This window comes from Staphylococcus pragensis, from assembly GCF_004785665.1.
In the GTDB taxonomy this organism is placed as follows: domain Bacteria; phylum Bacillota; class Bacilli; order Staphylococcales; family Staphylococcaceae; genus Staphylococcus; species Staphylococcus pragensis.
Genome location: NZ_SRPJ01000001.1, coordinates 318,570 through 334,406 on the forward strand (window position 1 = coordinate 318,570; position 15,837 = coordinate 334,406).

At 31.8% G+C, this 15,837-nt stretch carries 18 protein-coding genes; 14 read left to right on the forward strand and 4 right to left on the reverse strand.

Annotation, left to right across the window (positions count from 1 at the left end; genetic code table 11):
- The first annotated feature begins 22 nt into the window (after positions 1-22).
- From E2558_RS01595 to opp4C, 4 genes are read left to right on the forward strand one after another with little or no spacing between them, the layout of a single operon-like run.
- Positions 23-994 (forward strand): ABC transporter ATP-binding protein, encoded by a 972-nt coding sequence (locus tag E2558_RS01595; protein ID WP_126565243.1) that lies wholly within the window; start codon positions 23-25, stop codon positions 992-994.
- 10 nt (positions 995-1,004) lie between these two features.
- Complete coding sequence (locus E2558_RS01600; RefSeq protein WP_126565244.1) at positions 1,005-1,979, forward strand: ABC transporter ATP-binding protein; 975 nt, start codon at positions 1,005-1,007, stop codon at positions 1,977-1,979.
- A complete protein-coding gene (gene opp4B / locus E2558_RS01605) occupies positions 1,976-2,938 on the forward strand; it encodes an oligopeptide ABC transporter permease (RefSeq protein WP_126565245.1) in 963 nt (320 codons plus the stop codon). Before E2558_RS01600 ends, opp4B begins: the two co-directional genes overlap by 4 nt.
- A gap of 21 nt (positions 2,939-2,959) precedes the next feature.
- Entirely contained in the window at positions 2,960-3,871 is a 912-nt protein-coding gene (opp4C, locus tag E2558_RS01610; RefSeq protein ID WP_126565246.1) for an oligopeptide ABC transporter permease, read from the forward strand.
- A 63-nt stretch (positions 3,872-3,934) separates the two neighbouring features.
- Here the strand turns inward: opp4C and trpS are convergent, their stop codons facing one another.
- Positions 3,935-4,924: a tryptophan--tRNA ligase gene (gene trpS, locus E2558_RS01615; protein ID WP_126565247.1), complete on the reverse strand. Its 990-nt coding sequence runs from the start codon at positions 4,922-4,924 to the stop codon at positions 3,935-3,937.
- Positions 4,925-5,212: 288 nt separating this feature from the next.
- Between trpS and spxA the strand changes: the two genes are divergently transcribed.
- The 6 genes from spxA to E2558_RS01645 all read left to right on the forward strand — a co-directional run bounded on the left by spxA (position 5,213) and on the right by E2558_RS01645 (position 10,942).
- The gene (gene spxA / locus E2558_RS01620) at positions 5,213-5,608 is read left to right on the forward strand and encodes a transcriptional regulator SpxA (protein ID WP_103166349.1); all 396 of its coding nucleotides are present in this window, start codon (positions 5,213-5,215) and stop codon (positions 5,606-5,608) included.
- A gap of 192 nt (positions 5,609-5,800) precedes the next feature.
- Positions 5,801-6,520, forward strand: a complete 720-nt coding sequence (gene mecA / locus E2558_RS01625; protein WP_126565248.1) for an adaptor protein MecA — start codon at positions 5,801-5,803, stop codon at positions 6,518-6,520.
- A 101-nt stretch (positions 6,521-6,621) separates the two neighbouring features.
- A complete protein-coding gene (locus tag E2558_RS01630; protein WP_126565249.1) occupies positions 6,622-7,581 on the forward strand; it encodes a competence protein CoiA in 960 nt (319 codons plus the stop codon).
- A gap of 63 nt (positions 7,582-7,644) precedes the next feature.
- A complete protein-coding gene (pepF, locus tag E2558_RS01635; RefSeq protein ID WP_126565250.1) occupies positions 7,645-9,453 on the forward strand; it encodes an oligoendopeptidase F in 1,809 nt (602 codons plus the stop codon).
- A 436-nt stretch (positions 9,454-9,889) separates the two neighbouring features.
- Positions 9,890-10,270, forward strand: coding sequence for a hypothetical protein (locus E2558_RS01640; RefSeq protein ID WP_126565251.1), 381 nt, complete (start codon positions 9,890-9,892; stop codon positions 10,268-10,270).
- A gap of 15 nt (positions 10,271-10,285) precedes the next feature.
- Positions 10,286-10,942, forward strand: coding sequence for a hypothetical protein (locus tag E2558_RS01645; protein ID WP_126565252.1), 657 nt, complete (start codon positions 10,286-10,288; stop codon positions 10,940-10,942).
- Positions 10,943-11,024: 82 nt separating this feature from the next.
- Here E2558_RS01645 and yjbH read toward each other — a convergent pair whose 3' ends face one another.
- The 3 genes from yjbH to E2558_RS01660 form a co-directional block, all read right to left on the reverse strand.
- On the reverse strand, positions 11,025-11,822 hold the full coding sequence (yjbH, locus tag E2558_RS01650) for a protease adaptor protein YjbH (protein WP_126565253.1): 798 nt from the start codon (positions 11,820-11,822) through the stop codon (positions 11,025-11,027).
- Positions 11,823-11,845: 23 nt separating this feature from the next.
- Entirely contained in the window at positions 11,846-12,211 is a 366-nt protein-coding gene (locus E2558_RS01655) for a globin domain-containing protein (RefSeq protein ID WP_207104572.1), read from the reverse strand.
- Positions 12,212-12,295: 84 nt separating this feature from the next.
- Positions 12,296-12,880, reverse strand: coding sequence for a CYTH domain-containing protein (locus E2558_RS01660; protein ID WP_126565255.1), 585 nt, complete (start codon positions 12,878-12,880; stop codon positions 12,296-12,298).
- A 233-nt stretch (positions 12,881-13,113) separates the two neighbouring features.
- Here E2558_RS01660 and E2558_RS01665 point away from each other — a divergent pair, with 233 nt between their 5' ends.
- The 4 genes from E2558_RS01665 to E2558_RS01680 are packed head-to-tail and all read left to right on the forward strand — an operon-like array spanning position 13,114 to position 15,817.
- Positions 13,114-13,461: a UPF0738 family protein gene (locus E2558_RS01665; RefSeq protein ID WP_126565256.1), complete on the forward strand. Its 348-nt coding sequence runs from the start codon at positions 13,114-13,116 to the stop codon at positions 13,459-13,461.
- 16 nt (positions 13,462-13,477) lie between these two features.
- A complete protein-coding gene (gene yjbM / locus E2558_RS01670) occupies positions 13,478-14,107 on the forward strand; it encodes a GTP diphosphokinase (protein WP_126565257.1) in 630 nt (209 codons plus the stop codon).
- 13 nt (positions 14,108-14,120) lie between these two features.
- A complete protein-coding gene (locus E2558_RS01675; protein WP_126565258.1) occupies positions 14,121-14,930 on the forward strand; it encodes an NAD kinase in 810 nt (269 codons plus the stop codon).
- Positions 14,927-15,817: an RluA family pseudouridine synthase gene (locus E2558_RS01680; RefSeq protein ID WP_126565259.1), complete on the forward strand. Its 891-nt coding sequence runs from the start codon at positions 14,927-14,929 to the stop codon at positions 15,815-15,817. The genes E2558_RS01675 and E2558_RS01680 overlap by 4 nt, the downstream gene beginning before the upstream one ends.
- Positions 15,818-15,837 lie beyond the last annotated feature (20 nt).

Consider the following 15,837-nt stretch of genomic DNA (forward strand, 5'->3'; position numbering starts at 1 on the left):
GGTTTATTGATTGGAGCAAATTATGGATAGCTATTTATTAGAAATAAAAGATCTAGAAACATCAATTAAGATTGAAAACGAGTGGTATCCTACAATTGATCAAATTTCTTTTAAATTAAAAAGTAATGAAATATTGGGAATTGTAGGAGAATCAGGGTGTGGTAAATCAATTTTAAATAAATCGATAGTTAAACTCTTACCTGAAAAAATATCTAAAATAACACAAGGGCAAATTATATTTAATGGCAAAGCATTGCAAGATGCTAGTGAAAGTGAGTACCGAAAAATTCGAGGTAAAGATATTGGGATGGTTTTTCAAGAGCCTATGACAGCTTTAAACCCAGTATTTAAAATTAAAAACCAATTAATTGAGCCTATTATTTTACACTTAAATAAAAGTAAAAAAGAGGCCTATGATTTAGCTAAAGAATTGTTGCAACAAGTAGGTATAGCTCGAGTGGAAGAGGTATTGAATAGTTACCCTCATCAACTATCTGGAGGAATGCGTCAAAGAGTCATGATTGCAATAGCAATTTCTTGTAATCCAAAATTGTTAATTGCTGATGAACCAACGACAGCTTTAGATGTGACGATACAAGCACAAATTTTGGATTTATTAAAAAAATTACAACAAGACAATAATATGTCGATTATTTTAGTGACTCATGACTTGAGTGTTGTATCGGAATTTTGCGATAAAGTCATTGTTATGTATGCGGGGCAAATAGTCGAATATGGAGAATTACATCAAATTTTAAATCATCCTCAACATCCTTATACACAAAAATTATTACGCACAATACCGAGACTAAATGAAGATGTAGAGTATCTTGAAGTGATTGATGGTATGGTGCCCAGTATAACTCAATTTGATAAAAATCAATGTCGTTTTGCTAACAGATGTGCAGTGAGAATGGAAATATGTAACCAAAAAGAACCAAAACTTTTGAGTAAAGATGGTAGCCAAGTGCGCTGTCATTTATTTGATGAATAGAGGGAAAAATATGGATAACATCTTAGAAATACAGAATTTAAAAACCTATTATCCTATTAAATCTGGACTTTTTAAACCTACTCAATATGTAAAAGCAGTAGATGATATTTCTTTTACAATTAAAGAAGGACAAACATTTGGTTTAGTAGGAGAATCAGGATGTGGTAAATCAACACTTGGTAAGTCGATTGTACGCTTAGAAAATATAACATCTGGCAAAATTAAAATTAATGATATAGATATTACTCAATTAAAAGGTAAACAATTAAGAGAAGCACGTAAAAATTTTCAAATGATTTTTCAAGATCCGTATGCTTCCTTAAATCCAATGCAAATGGTTGGGGATATCATAGGAGAACCATTACAAAATTTCCATATGGTTGATAAAAAGAAATTAAAAGATGAAGTAATGTACTTATTAAACTGTGTAGGTATGAGTGAAGATACTTATTATAAGTATGCACACCAATTTTCAGGGGGGCAAAGACAAAGAATAGGTATAGCTAGAGCCTTAGCGATAAGACCTAAACTGATTGTAGCGGATGAACCTGTAAGTGCCTTAGATGTATCAGTCCAATCTCAAGTGCTGAATCTAATGAAAGATCTCCAGAAAGAATTTAACTTGAGCTATTTATTTATCGCTCATGATTTAAGTGTAGTTAAACATATTAGTGATGTTATTGGTGTAATGTACTTAGGCCATATGGTGGAAATAGCCGATAGTACTGAATTGTATAAGAATCCTCAACATCCATATACTAAAGCTTTAATATCTTCTATTCCTCAGTTTAATAAGGAAAAGATAGAAAGAATTACATTGCAAGGTGAATTACCTTCTCCAAGTAACCCTCCAAAAGGATGTCCGTTCCACACTAGATGTCCAATTGCACAAGCAAAATGTCGAGAGGAAAGACCGAAATTAGAAGAGATTAAGCCTAATCATCATGTTGCGTGCTTCTTTACTGAAAGGGTGAATATCAAATGATAAAACTTATATTAAAAAGATTTTTGCTAATGATTCCATTACTGTTTTTGATATCAATTGTGGTATTTAGTTTGGCGATTATTCAACCAGGTGATCCTTTCAGTGGACAATATAATCCTCATGTTAAGCAAGAAGCAATTGAAGCTCAAAAAGAAAAGTTAGGTCTTAATGATTCTATACCAACCCAATATGTGAGATGGATAGGGAATGTAGCACATGGTAACTTAGGCGAATCTATTAAATATAAACGTCCCGTAATTGATTTAATTAGCGAACGCTTGCCTAATACAATCTTGCTTGGTGCAGTTTCTCTAATTTTTACTTATATCCTATCTTTCGCATTAGGGATTATCTCAGGAAGATATGCGTACTCAATCGGAGATTATACTATCCAAGTTTTCAACTATGTCATGTTAGCGATACCTTCATTTATTGCAGGGGTTTTTGCTATTTACATATTTGCGTTCCAATTCCCAATATTTCCTTTTCAAGGGTCAGTCAATATTAATCTTCAAGAAGGTACCTTTACTTATTATATGAGTAAGCTTTATCATACGCTGTTGCCTGCATTAACATTAGGGCTATTATCAACAGCAGGATATATTCAATATTTGAGAAATGACATTATAGATAATGCGAACAAAGACTATGTTTTAACTGCTAAGGCAAAAGGTCTAACAATGAATAAAATTTACAATAAACATATTTTACGTAACTCATTAATTCCAATTATTACTTTTTTAGGAGCAGATATTGTAAGCATTTTAGGTGGTGCAGTCATTACTGAAACTATTTTTTCATTTAATGGTATTGGTAAATTATTTTTAGAATCTGTAACTGGTCAAGATTATCCATTAATGATGGCATTAACTTTGTTCTTTTCATTTTTGGGGTTATTCGGAAATCTTATATCTGATATAACATATAGTTTCGTCGATCCTAGAATTCGTAGTAATTAAAATGAGAAGAGGTAAAAGCATATGATAAAAAAACGACATAACAATTTAAAAACAGTAAAAAAATCATCTTCTCCTACTCAGATTGCTTTACAAAAGTTTGTTAAAAATAAAATTGCCATGGCTTCATTAATCTTTTTAATCTTAGTAGCCATTATTTCTATTATTGCGCCGTTGTTAGCACCATTACCAATTAATCAACAAGATTTATTAAATATTAAAGGTGATATGACTTCGCAAAATCTTTTAGGAACAGACTCAGGTGGTAGAGATAATTTCAGTAGATTACTATATGCTGGCAGGGTTTCACTTACGATTGGCTTGGTCTCAACTATTGGAATGTTAGTTATAGGTATAGCAATTGGTGTAATATCAGGATATTTTGGAGGGTTACTTGATACTTTATTAATGAGAATTACTGAATTTGTAATGCTATTCCCATTTTTAATCTTTGCTATCGTTTTAAATGCAGCGTTAGGTGATAAAATTAAAAACCCATATGGTTCAGCTATTATATTAGTGGGGGTTATTATCATTTTAAGTTGGGGAGGTATTGCTAGATTAGTACGCGGGAAAGTCATGCAAGAAAAAGAGAATGAATACTTCTTAGCTGCGAAATCTATAGGTACACCTACTTATAAAATTATTTTAAAACATTTATTGCCGAATATTTTAAGCGTGGTTATTGTACAAGCTACTTTGACTTTTGCTGGAATGATAGTAGTAGAATCTGGTTTAAGTTTCTTAGGTTTTGGGATTAGTAAATCAATTCCCTCATGGGGGAATATGTTAAGTGATGCTCAAGAAGGGGATATTATTAGTTCTAAGCCATGGATATGGATGCCACCTGCATTAATGATTATGTTTACGATATTAAGCATTAATTTTGTGGGTGAAGGTCTTAAAGATGCGTTCAATCCTAAAGGTAGAAAATGATTAAATGAATTAGTAAAAAAATGAGACAGGATATTATAATCTTGTCTCATTTTTTAAGTACTATTATCTTTTACGTCCTAATCCCATAGCACGTTCCATTTTTTTCAATGTTTTAAATGAAGCTTTTTGAGCTTTATCGCGACCATGATCTAAGATGTCATCTAATTTATCAGAGTTATAAAACTCATTATATTTTTCTTGGAAATCAACTAAGAATTCCTTAACGATTTCTGATAAATCAGTTTTAAATTTACCGTAGCCTTCATTTTCATATTTAGCTTCTAAATCTTTAATAGATTCATTTGTTAAGCTTGAATAGATAGTTAATAAATTTGAAATACCCGGTTTATTTTCACGATCAAATTTGATGATGCCATCTGAATCGGTTACAGCACTTTTAATTTTTTTAGCTGCTACATTTGGTTCATCTAATAGTGAGATAAAGTTTTTCTGGTTGTCATCACTTTTACTCATCTTTTTAGTAGGGTCTTGTAAACTCATAACGCGTCCGCCAACTTTAGGCATGCGAATTTCTGGTTTTACTAATACGTCGTTATAACGGCTGTTAAAACGTTCTACTAAATTACGTGTTAATTCCATGTGTTGTTTTTGGTCTTCTCCAACTGGCACAATATTCGTATTATAAATGACTATATCTGCTGCCATTAATGGGGGATATGTTAATAGACCTGCTGGGATGCCATCTGTACGTTTTTGAGCTTTATCTTTATATTGAGTCATACGTTCAAGTTCACCAACGCTTGAAATCGTAGTGAGCATCCAACCAGCTTGAACATGCGCAGGAACTTCAGATTGAATAAATAATGTTGATTTCTCTGGGTCAATTCCTGACGCTAAATAAATTGCTGCAAGTTGACGTATTTGTTTACGCAATTTGATTTTATCTTGTGGTACTGTAATCGCATGTTGATCCACGATACAGAAGAAACAATCATAATCATCTTGGACATCTGCAAATTGCTTCAATGCGCCAATATAGTTACCGATTGTAGGGATACCACTTGGTTGAATTCCTGAAAATAATGTCTCCATATTTGATGCCTACTTTCTTTTAATAATTCATATTATCTAAATTATAACAGTATTTCTTTAAAATGTAAGATATGTTAATATATAAGTGCACATTGATTTTTAAGAGAGTCTATAAAGAATTTTTAGAAAATTTGAGATTTCTCTGAAAAATTAGGATTTTCTCATTTAATTTTAATGTTAGATGGATATAATAACTGTGTAAGGTTAAGAGAATAATAAAATTAATAATTCTTAATCAATAAATTTTAAAATAATGAATATTATTCATTCAATAGGAGAGTGAGATGTATGGTAACATTATTTACTTCACCAAGTTGCACATCTTGCCGTAAAGCGAAAGCATGGTTACAAGAACATGACATTCCGTATACGGAGCGTAACATTTTTTCTGAACATTTAACAATTGATGAAATTAAACAAATTTTAAAAATGACTGAAGACGGTACAGACGAAATTATTTCAACTCGTTCTAAAACTTACCAAAAATTAAACGTTGATATTGATTCTTTACCATTACAAGATTTATATTCTATTATTCAAGATAATCCTGGTCTTTTACGTCGTCCAATTATCTTAGATGAAAAACGTTTACAAGTTGGTTATAACGAAGATGAAATTAGACGTTTCTTACCTAGAAAAGTTCGTACATTCCAATTACAAGAAGCACAACGTTTAGTAGACTAAAATAAAAAACTAAATTTATTTATATTTAACAGCACTTGTTATAGTGCTGTTTTTTGTAACTAAAAAAGGGAATATGTTAGTATAAACCTTGAATATTTAATAGTAAAATTTAATCAAACAAATAGATTGTAATTTACCTTACGTTCTAATACAATATGGTTACTATTCATCGACTGTAAGGAGTGAGATGATATGAGAATAGAACGCGTTGATGATACAACAGTCAAATTGTTTATAACATACAGTGATATTGAAGCACGAGGATTTAGCCGTGAAGATTTATGGACTAATCGCAAACGCGGTGAAGAATTCTTTTGGTCTATGATGGATGAAATCAATGAAGAAGAAGACTTCGTTGTTGAAGGCCCATTATGGATTCAAGTACATGCCTTTGAAAAGGGTGTGGAAGTAACGATTTCTAAATCTAAAAATGAAGATGCAATGCATATGTCTGACGAAGATGCGAATGAGCAATTTGAAGAGCAAGTAAATGAATTGCTAGCGAATACATTAGAACAAGAAGAAAGTATTGAAGATTTGTTTGAGCAACGTGCTCAACAGAAACAAGCTCAAAAATCTGAGCGTAAACGTTCTAAACCACAAGCTCGTATAAGAACAATCATCGTTAAGTTTGAGGATTTAGAGCAAGTGATTAATTATGCTTATCATAATAATCAAGCTACAGATGAATTTGAAGATTTATTATACATGCATGATTCAAATTATTATTATGCTATTCACTTTGATGATTCTGTTAATCAAGAAACGATAAATGATAGTTATAGTCAATTATTAGAATTTGCTACGCCAACTGATAGAACGGAAGTTTATTTAAATGATTACGCTAAGATAATTATGAGTCATAATGTGACATCACAAGTTCGTCGTTATTTTACAGATGCAACTGAATAAATCGTATTTGCGTATCGAAGTACAATAAGTGCTTCGATTTTTTTTGTATTTTGAAAAAGTAAAACGGCCACCTCGTACGTTTATATTTATGAGGTGACCAAATGTTAGTAGCAATTAATCAACATGGCGACCGTGTGAGTGCAACTGAGGCTATAAAGGAGAACGATTACTTTTGTCCTTATTGTAAGTCAGAACTCATTTTGAAAAAGGGGATAAAAGTAACTACACATTATGCTCATAAAAGTAATATACATAGAAAATGTGCTAAATCAGAAACTGAAAAACACTATTATGCGAAATTTTTTATCGCAAACTTATTGAAACAATATGGGTACAATGTAGAAATAGAACCTTATTGTCCGTTAATTATGCAGTATCCAGATATTTTAATTGATTCTAAAATTGCTATGGAGATTCAATTTTCAAGAATTAGTTTTCAAGAAATTAGAGAAAGATCATTAGGCTTTAAAAGATTAGGTTTAGAGGTGGTTTGGATAATAGAAGATAGTAAGTATCATAAGGGTGTGTTGTATCTTAATACATTTCAAGCCTACTTTATTAATTCTCTTACCCGAACCCTTATCACATGGGATAAGCGTAAGCAGTTATTATATAAATATAGTCAGATTCAACATTTAGAAGGAAGAAAATTTTTAGCTAATAAAGAAATATTGCAAATGAATCATATTAAAACCGAAGAAAAAGCAATATATCATTATACGTTTAAACTGTCTAATGAGAAAATTAACAAGTATATTTACCAATGTCGTCGTAAAAATTCAGTATTAGAACCTACTTTAAGTGCCATGTATCAGCTTAGAATGACTGACATGGATGTTTGTAATGCTTCAGGATTTATTTTTCCTCAACAACTCTACATTGAAAATCATCCAGTTCAATGGCAGCTTCAATTAAATCTCCTCAAATATCAAAATAATTTATCCGAAGATTCATTTATAAAATGTTTAAGATTTAGATATTTCTATTTAAAAAATTATGATCAACATTCTATTACTTCTGAACTTATACATGCGTATAATAACAAGACTAATAGTAGTTAAGACGTGCAATATAAATCATTTAATGAGAAAATTAAGACAATAGCAAGTATAGGAGGTTTACTTATGAGTCAACAATTAACAAGAGAAGAACAGGAACGTAAATATCCTGACTACACTTGGGATCTAACAACTATTTTTGAAAGCGATGATGCATTTGAAAGTGCATTAAAAGAAGTTGAAGGATACCTTGGAAAAGAAGAACAATTTAAAGGTCATTTAGGTGACAGCGCAGAAACGCTATATAATGCTTTAGCATTAGAAGATGAAATTGAAACGAAACTTGAACAAGTTTATGTTTATGCACACTTAAAACAAGACCAAGATACATCAAACGATAAATATACTGGCTTTGAATCACGTGCACATCAATTAATTATTAAAATTAGTTCAGCTTGGAGTTTCTTAGTTCCAGAAATTCTGCACATTGATGAAGATAAATTAAAATCATTCGTAAATGAAAATGAAGATTTAAAACGTTATGAATTTGATTTAAAACTTATTAATGAAAAGCGTCCACATATTTTAGATGCTGAAAAAGAAAAATTATTAACAGAAGTACAAGATGCTTTATCAACGCCAAGTAATGTTTATGGTATGTTTAGTAACGCTGATTTAGAGTTTGAAGATGCAGTAGATAAAGATGGTAACAAACATCCTTTAACTCAAGGTACTTTCATTAAATATTTAGAATCAGACGATCGTGAATTACGTCAATCTGCATACAATAATGTATATAAAGGTTATGGTTCATATAATAATACTTTAGGTGCAACTTTAGCTGGTGAAGTGAAAAAGAACGTGTTCAATGCACGTACACATAACTACAAATCTGCTCGTGAACGCGCTTTAAGTAATAATCACATTCCAGAAGAAGTATATGACAACTTAGTTAAAACTGTACACAAATATTTACCATTATTGCATCGATATACGCAATTACGTAAAGAATTATTAGGTATTGATGATTTAAAAATGTATGACTTATATACACCACTAGTTAAAGACGTTAAATTTGAAATGCCATATAACGAAGCAAAAGACTGGATGTTAAAAGCGTTAGAACCAATGGGCGAAGAATATTTAAATGTGATTAAAGAAGGTCTAGATAATCATTGGGTTGATGTTTACGAGAATAAGGGTAAACGATCAGGTGCTTACTCTTCAGGCGCGCACTTAACAAACCCATTTATTTTATTAAATTGGTCAGATACCGTGTCTGATTTATATACACTCGTACATGAATTTGGTCACTCAGCACATAGTTACTTTAGTCGTAAAAACCAACCATCTAACTCTAGTGATTATTCAATATTTGTGGCAGAAGTTGCGTCTACATGTAATGAAGCGTTACTAAGTGATTATATGGATAAACACTTAGATGACGAACATCGTTTATTATTATTGAATCAAGAATTAGAAAGATTCAGAGCAACATTATTCCGTCAAACAATGTTTGCTGAATTTGAACACAAAATTCACCAAATTGAAGAAGCGGGCGAACCACTTACTTCTACGCGTATGAATGAAGAATATGCTAAATTAAATAAACAATACTTTGGTGATGTAGTAGAAACTGACGACAATATCAGTAAAGAATGGTCTCGTATTCCTCATTTCTATATGAATTACTATGTTTATCAATATGCAACTGGTTACAGTGCAGCTCAAAGTTTAAGTCATCAAATTTTAACAGAAGGTAAACCAGCTGTTGAAAGATATATTAATGAATTCTTGAAAAAAGGTAGTTCAAATTATCCAATAGAAATTCTTAAAAATGCTGGTGTCGACATGACTACTCCAGAACCTATTGAACAAGCATGTGAAGTATTTGAACAAAAATTAGATGCATTTGAAAAACTAATGAAAGCGTAAAATAACTGTATCCGTTTTCAATTTGTCAAGTTTGTGACAATTTTAATTTTAGGGGATGTAGTTGTTGAAACACCTATTTGAGCGTGTTATATTATGAACATGAAATTAATCACATAACAAACATACCCCTTTGTTTGAAGTGAAAAATTTCTCCCATCCCCTTTGTTTAGCGTCGTGTAATCAGACACGGCGTTTTTTTTATATCTATTTTTAGATTCCTTCTTTAAATTTTTATTTACTATGATACGCTTTGATTAATTCCTTTTTGAATTTAAAATTTCTAAAAACACAATTGTATTTATGTTGTTACATTTCAGCATTATATTAAATTTCAATATTAATAGAATAATTAATATAAAATTACTGATTTTTAATAAGTTATTGTTAAAATTAAGTGTAGATAATTTTATAAAAAACAATGAAATGAGGCGTATGAATGAAAAAATTAATTTCACTAATAAGTATCATTTGTTTAACTGTATTATTAGCGTCATGTGGTGACTCTGGTGAACAAAAAGAGCCTTCTAAAGAGAGTAAAGACTCTAAGAAGTATGAATATGTTTATTATGAAGTATTAAATAATGGAGATGAAGATTCACCTAATGTTGAAATTAAGTATTTAGATAAGCAGCATAAACCACATATCCAAAGAACAAGCTTAGACAATGTGTATGAGCATATCTTAAGTGACGGAAATGAAAAACCATACATAATTAAAGACGATAGTAACATTCACGTTTATCGACCACCTTATATGACTTATGGTGATGATGAAGTAGAAGGAGAAGCTGTGTCAAAAGACAAAGTAACTAAATAGAAGGGGGGACGTTGAATGAAAAAAGTCTATAAAGTAGTTAGTTGTTTAAGTATAGTCGGTTTGTTATATACTATGGGGCCTACTAATCAGTTAGATGCAGCCACTTCAAGTGGAGGTTCCTCAAGTAGTTCTGCCTCGAGCGCAAGTAGTTCGTCATCAAGCAGTTCATCAGCTGCTAGAGGCTCTACTTCTTCTAGTTCATCAATGAGTCGTTCAAGTGCAGCTAATGCGTCACGTTCAGCAAGACAATCAAGTCAACGTGCAGCTGAACAAGCAGCTAGAACTAGTAGTATCACTTCAAATGCTATGAGAAGTTCTGCTAAACAAAACCCAAAGTATAATCAATCTAGCAGACAGACACGTTCATTAATGAATCCTAAAAGAAGATATAGTTCTACGTCGCCTATGGCAGCTCAATATTTATCCACTGGATTTTATAACAACTGGCTTTACTATTACCTATTTGTAACTCATTTTCATGATCAAAAGAAACAAGATAAAAGCTATCAAATGAATATGTTGAAAAAACAAATGAAAAAGAATGAATCACTGTATACAGTTACCATTAAAACGAAACACGGAGATAGGGTAGTCGTCTTGCCTAAAGAACAATATGACAAGATAAAAACGGGTAGTAAGGTAAAAGTAAAAAATGGTATTGTTCAACCCTAACGAGTCGTAGATATAGAAACAGCCATTCAATGATATTAATCTTGTAAATCATTGAATGGCTAATATTTTATTGCTATAAGCGTTATATTTTAGGCATTTTAGATTGCCAAAATTCGCCTTCAGGATAATCAAGTTTCTCAACTTTTTGTTGTAATGCAAGTTTTTTTAATTCTTTAGTAAGTAATTTTTCTGGCCACTCGTATATTGTTAGAAGTTCTTCCATAGTAACGAGTTGTTTCTTTTGAATATAATGTTCTAATTTAGGTGGAAGATTTTTTTCTATAGGCGTACCCATTAATTCATTAATAATATAAGTATAAATATGATAAGGGTATAATCCTTCGACCTTTAAGCCTTCTTCATGTACATCTTCATTAAAGAATACTAATGAGGGTGCTTGTTCAATTTCCATTTCACGTGCAATATGCAAGTCTACTTTTAAGCTTTCAGTAAGTTTATTCTTCTGTAAGTCTTCTTTGAAAACATCATAGTCTAAACCAGCATTTTTTATGCAATCGCAAATCATCTTCTCAGTGATTATATCTCGTTTAGGAATAATTTCATTCTGCATTAAATGAATAAAGCGTTCCGCTCTTAGTCTTCCTTGCAATTCTGCCGCTTTATATGCTAAAGCAATATTGTCAAAGTCTGATGTACTTTGAGCTTGGCATTTGGTAAGCACTTTTAAAGACGGGTTTAATATATGTCTAATACGGATATATTGATTATATTCAATTCTTAACTTTGAAATAATCGCTGATAACTTGAAACAATCTGTATTAAACGGATCAAAGAATGAATAAATTTCGATTTTATTTACAGGTGACAGATTCGCATCTTCACGACTATTATTGTCTACAATTTTCAGTTCTTCAGCCATGTTTTACTCACCTTCAATTAAATTTAGGAATTTACCATGTGATTAGCAGTTAGACGCAATCGTTCATATAAATAGTCTCCAACTCCAGCAGGAAAGTGGGCTTCTGTAATTGCAGTGTGCATATTTTCTAGCCAAGCGTCACGTTCGAAAGTCGTTATTTTAAATTCCATATGTCTCATCTTCAACATGGGATGTCCATGTTCTTGTGTGTATAAATTAGGTCCCCCTAGAAATTGAGTAAGAAACTGCTTTTGTTTTCTGCTCGTTTCTTTAAAATCTCCAGGAAATAAATGATTGATTCTGTCATCTTTTTCAACGAGTGAATAAAAATGGTCAATCATGTCATATAGTGCTGTTTCGCCTATAACGTCGTACGGTGTTTTAGACATAATATCACCAATTTCCATTAATATATATCTAATATAACATGAATTTTTACATTTAAAAGTAATTTGACTTTTGACTATGTTCGCTTATGAATTAGCGTTTTGCGCTTTGTAATCAAAAAAGCGTTGAACTTTATTTTTAGGAATTTGATGTTTTAAATCGAATTGACCTAATAAGTGATTGAATTTTTCTAAGCCTTTTTCATAGTCTTGTACTTCGAATTCTAATTCATAATCGGTTTTATCGAAATATTCACTTTTATCTAATACTAATAAATCATCTTGATATTGTGTTTCCATACGGTATGTAGTTAATGCGCCTAAGACAGTGAGTTCGTGTTCAGCCACTCCATAGTCGTCTAAGATATTTCTTATATCACTCGGTAAGTCAGATTTTGAGATTGCTAAATCGATTGAAGGAATGATATCTACCATATGATTGTATTCTGTTAAGCCAACTTTGGCTGGCACTTTTAATGTCATTTCATAAGTGCCATTTTTTACACGGATTCTTAATGCTGATTTATGGTCGCGCAGTTTGAAATCTGGTGTGTCGATATAATAATTTGTTTGCGTAAATGGTTCTGCATTTTCAAAAAAAGCAGCTTTAAATTTATCATAAGTTTGAGAATCTAATAATTGTTTAAATTCTATTTCATTATTTGTAGCCATGTGTTACTCCTCTATAAGCATGGTTTAATCATTATTGTCTTTCATTATGAGGGAGAAATTTAAAAATTTAAAGCAATAACCCTATTTCAGAGTAATTGAATCGAATATTCAAGGTAGCTATGAGAAAGTAGAACTTTAATAACTCAATTTACTGTGGGTTTATCTTCAGTTCAGGCGTGTGTTATAAGGATAAATTATGTTAAACTAGGAAGGAATAATAAGGAGGAACAAGCATGCGTATTTATGTAAATGAAATTAAAATTAAAGACGATGGCATTTATTGCTACTCAGAGGATCCAACTGATGGATTAGTTGAAGTAGGACAAATGCTTGTTGATAGCGATAATTATGGATTTGCATACTTATTAGATGATGGTCAATCCTATTCGTATCTGATATTTGTCCAAGAAACTTGGTCGATGTTACATGAGCATCGAGATAAGAAAGTTGTCGTAAATGATGAGTTAGTATTAGAGCATTTCCAAGAGGAATTAGATTATATCTTGGAGAATGTTGAAGGAAATAATAACTATGGTAAGGAGTTTGTTTCAGCTGTTGAAGAAACTTTCGAACTAAAGTGAAGCGGAGTGAAACATTATGAATCAATGGGATCAATTTTTAACACCATACAAACAAGCTGTTGATGAGTTAAAGGTGAAGCTAAAAGGTTTGCGTAAACAATATGAAGTTGGAGAACATGCCTCACCCATTGAATTTGTAACGGGCCGTGTTAAGCCAATTACAAGCATTATTGATAAGGCAAATAAAAGGGGAATCCCATTTGATCGATTGCGTGAAGAAATGTACGATATTGCGGGGCTGCGAATGATGTGTCAATTCGTTGATGACATAGATGTGGTAGTAAATATGTTGCGTCAACGTCAAGATTTCAAAGTCGTAGAAGAAAGAGATTATATTAACAATACTAAACAAAGTGGTTATCGTTCTTATCACGTGATTATTGAATATCCAATTGAAACGTTAAATGGTCAAAAGGCTATTTTAGCGGAAATTCAAATTCGTACATTAGCGATGAATTTCTGGGCAACAATTGAACATACATTACGCTATAAATATGATGGAGATTATCCTAATGAAATTCAGCATCGTCTTGAACGTGCTGCAGAAGCGGCTTATCTATTAGATGAAGAGATGTCTGAGATTAAAGATGAAATTCAAGAAGCACAGAAATATTATTCTCAAAAACGTGCTAAAAAACATGACTAATGGGGTGTAGACGATGCGTTATACGATTTTGTCTAAAGGTGATTCTAAGTCCAATGCATTAAAACATAAGATGATTAACCATATGAAAGACTTCCATATGGTTGAAGACGCTGATAATCCTGAAATTGTGATATCAGTTGGAGGAGATGGCACCTTATTACAAGCCTTTCATCAATATAGTCATATGTTGTCACAAGTAGCTTTTGTTGGTGTACATACAGGACATCTTGGATTCTATGCTGATTGGTTACCTCATGAAGTTGAAAAGTTAATCATTGAAATCACGAATTCAGAGTTTCAAGTTATTGAATATCCATTACTAGAAATTATTGTGAGATATAATGATAATGGATATGAAACGCGTTATTTAGCACTTAATGAAGCGACGATGAAAACTGAAAATGGCTCTACATTAGTTGTAGATGTAGGTATCAGAGGCAAACATTTTGAACGCTTTAGAGGAGATGGATTATGTATTTCTACGCCATCTGGTTCTACCGCTTATAATAAAGCTTTAGGTGGGGCGCTCATTCATCCTTCGCTTGAAGCAATGCAAATTGCGGAGATAGCATCTATTAACAATAGAGTATTTAGAACAGTAGGTTCGCCTTTAGTGTTACCAAAGCATCATACTTGTTTAATTACGCCTGTTAATCATGATACGATTCGCACTACAATTGATCACGTAAGCCTTAAACATAAAAATGTGAATGCTATACAATTTAGAGTAGCTAATGAAAAAGTACGATTTGCACGTTTTCGTCCTTTCCCGTTTTGGAAAAGGGTGCATGATTCGTTTATTGAAAGTGAAGATGAACGATGAGATTTGTTTATGATATTGAACATGAAGAAACACTCAAATCATTTTTACAACGTCACCATTATTCTAAAAAAACAATTAGCGCCATTAAACTTAATGGCGCTTTAATTATAAATAAATTACCCGTCACTGTGCGTAAATGGATGCAACAAGATGATCAATTAGTTGTTGAGTTACCTCAAGAATATCCTAGTGAATATCTTATTCCCTCTAGTACGCCGATTGAAGTAATCTATGAAGATGATTATTTAATAGTTGTAGCTAAGCCTATACAATTAAATAGTACGCCTTCAAGAGAACATCCCCATGATAGTTTAATCGAGCGTGTATTGTATTATCTAAATCATTCTTATCCTAAGCAAGATGAAGTTGATAACAGACATTCACAACAAAATATTGTGCCTCATATAGTGACACGCTTGGACCGCAATACTAGTGGTATCGTTATCTTTGCTAAACATGGACACATCCATCATTTGATGTCTACTATAAATGTAGATAAACGTTATATTTGTGTATGTTATGGTAAGACCCAAGAAAACGGCATTATAGAAGCGCCTATTGCGCGAGATGATAATAGTATAATTACGCGAACTGTTTCACCAACAGGTAAATATGCCAAAACGTCTTACAAGACATTGAAGCACAACCAAAAAGCGAGTTTATGTGAAGTGGCATTGCATACAGGTCGTACGCATCAAATTAGAGTACATTTTGATTTTATTGGTCATCCTTTAGTGGGTGATGATTTATATAATGGAAGCCACCCTAAAATTAACACGCAATCTTTACAATGTTATAAAGTCAGGTTTATACATCCGATATATAATAAAGAAATTGAGATAAGCATTGATTATAAACGCTTAGAATACATATATAATATAATGTAATTTGTAAATAGGAGGGACGT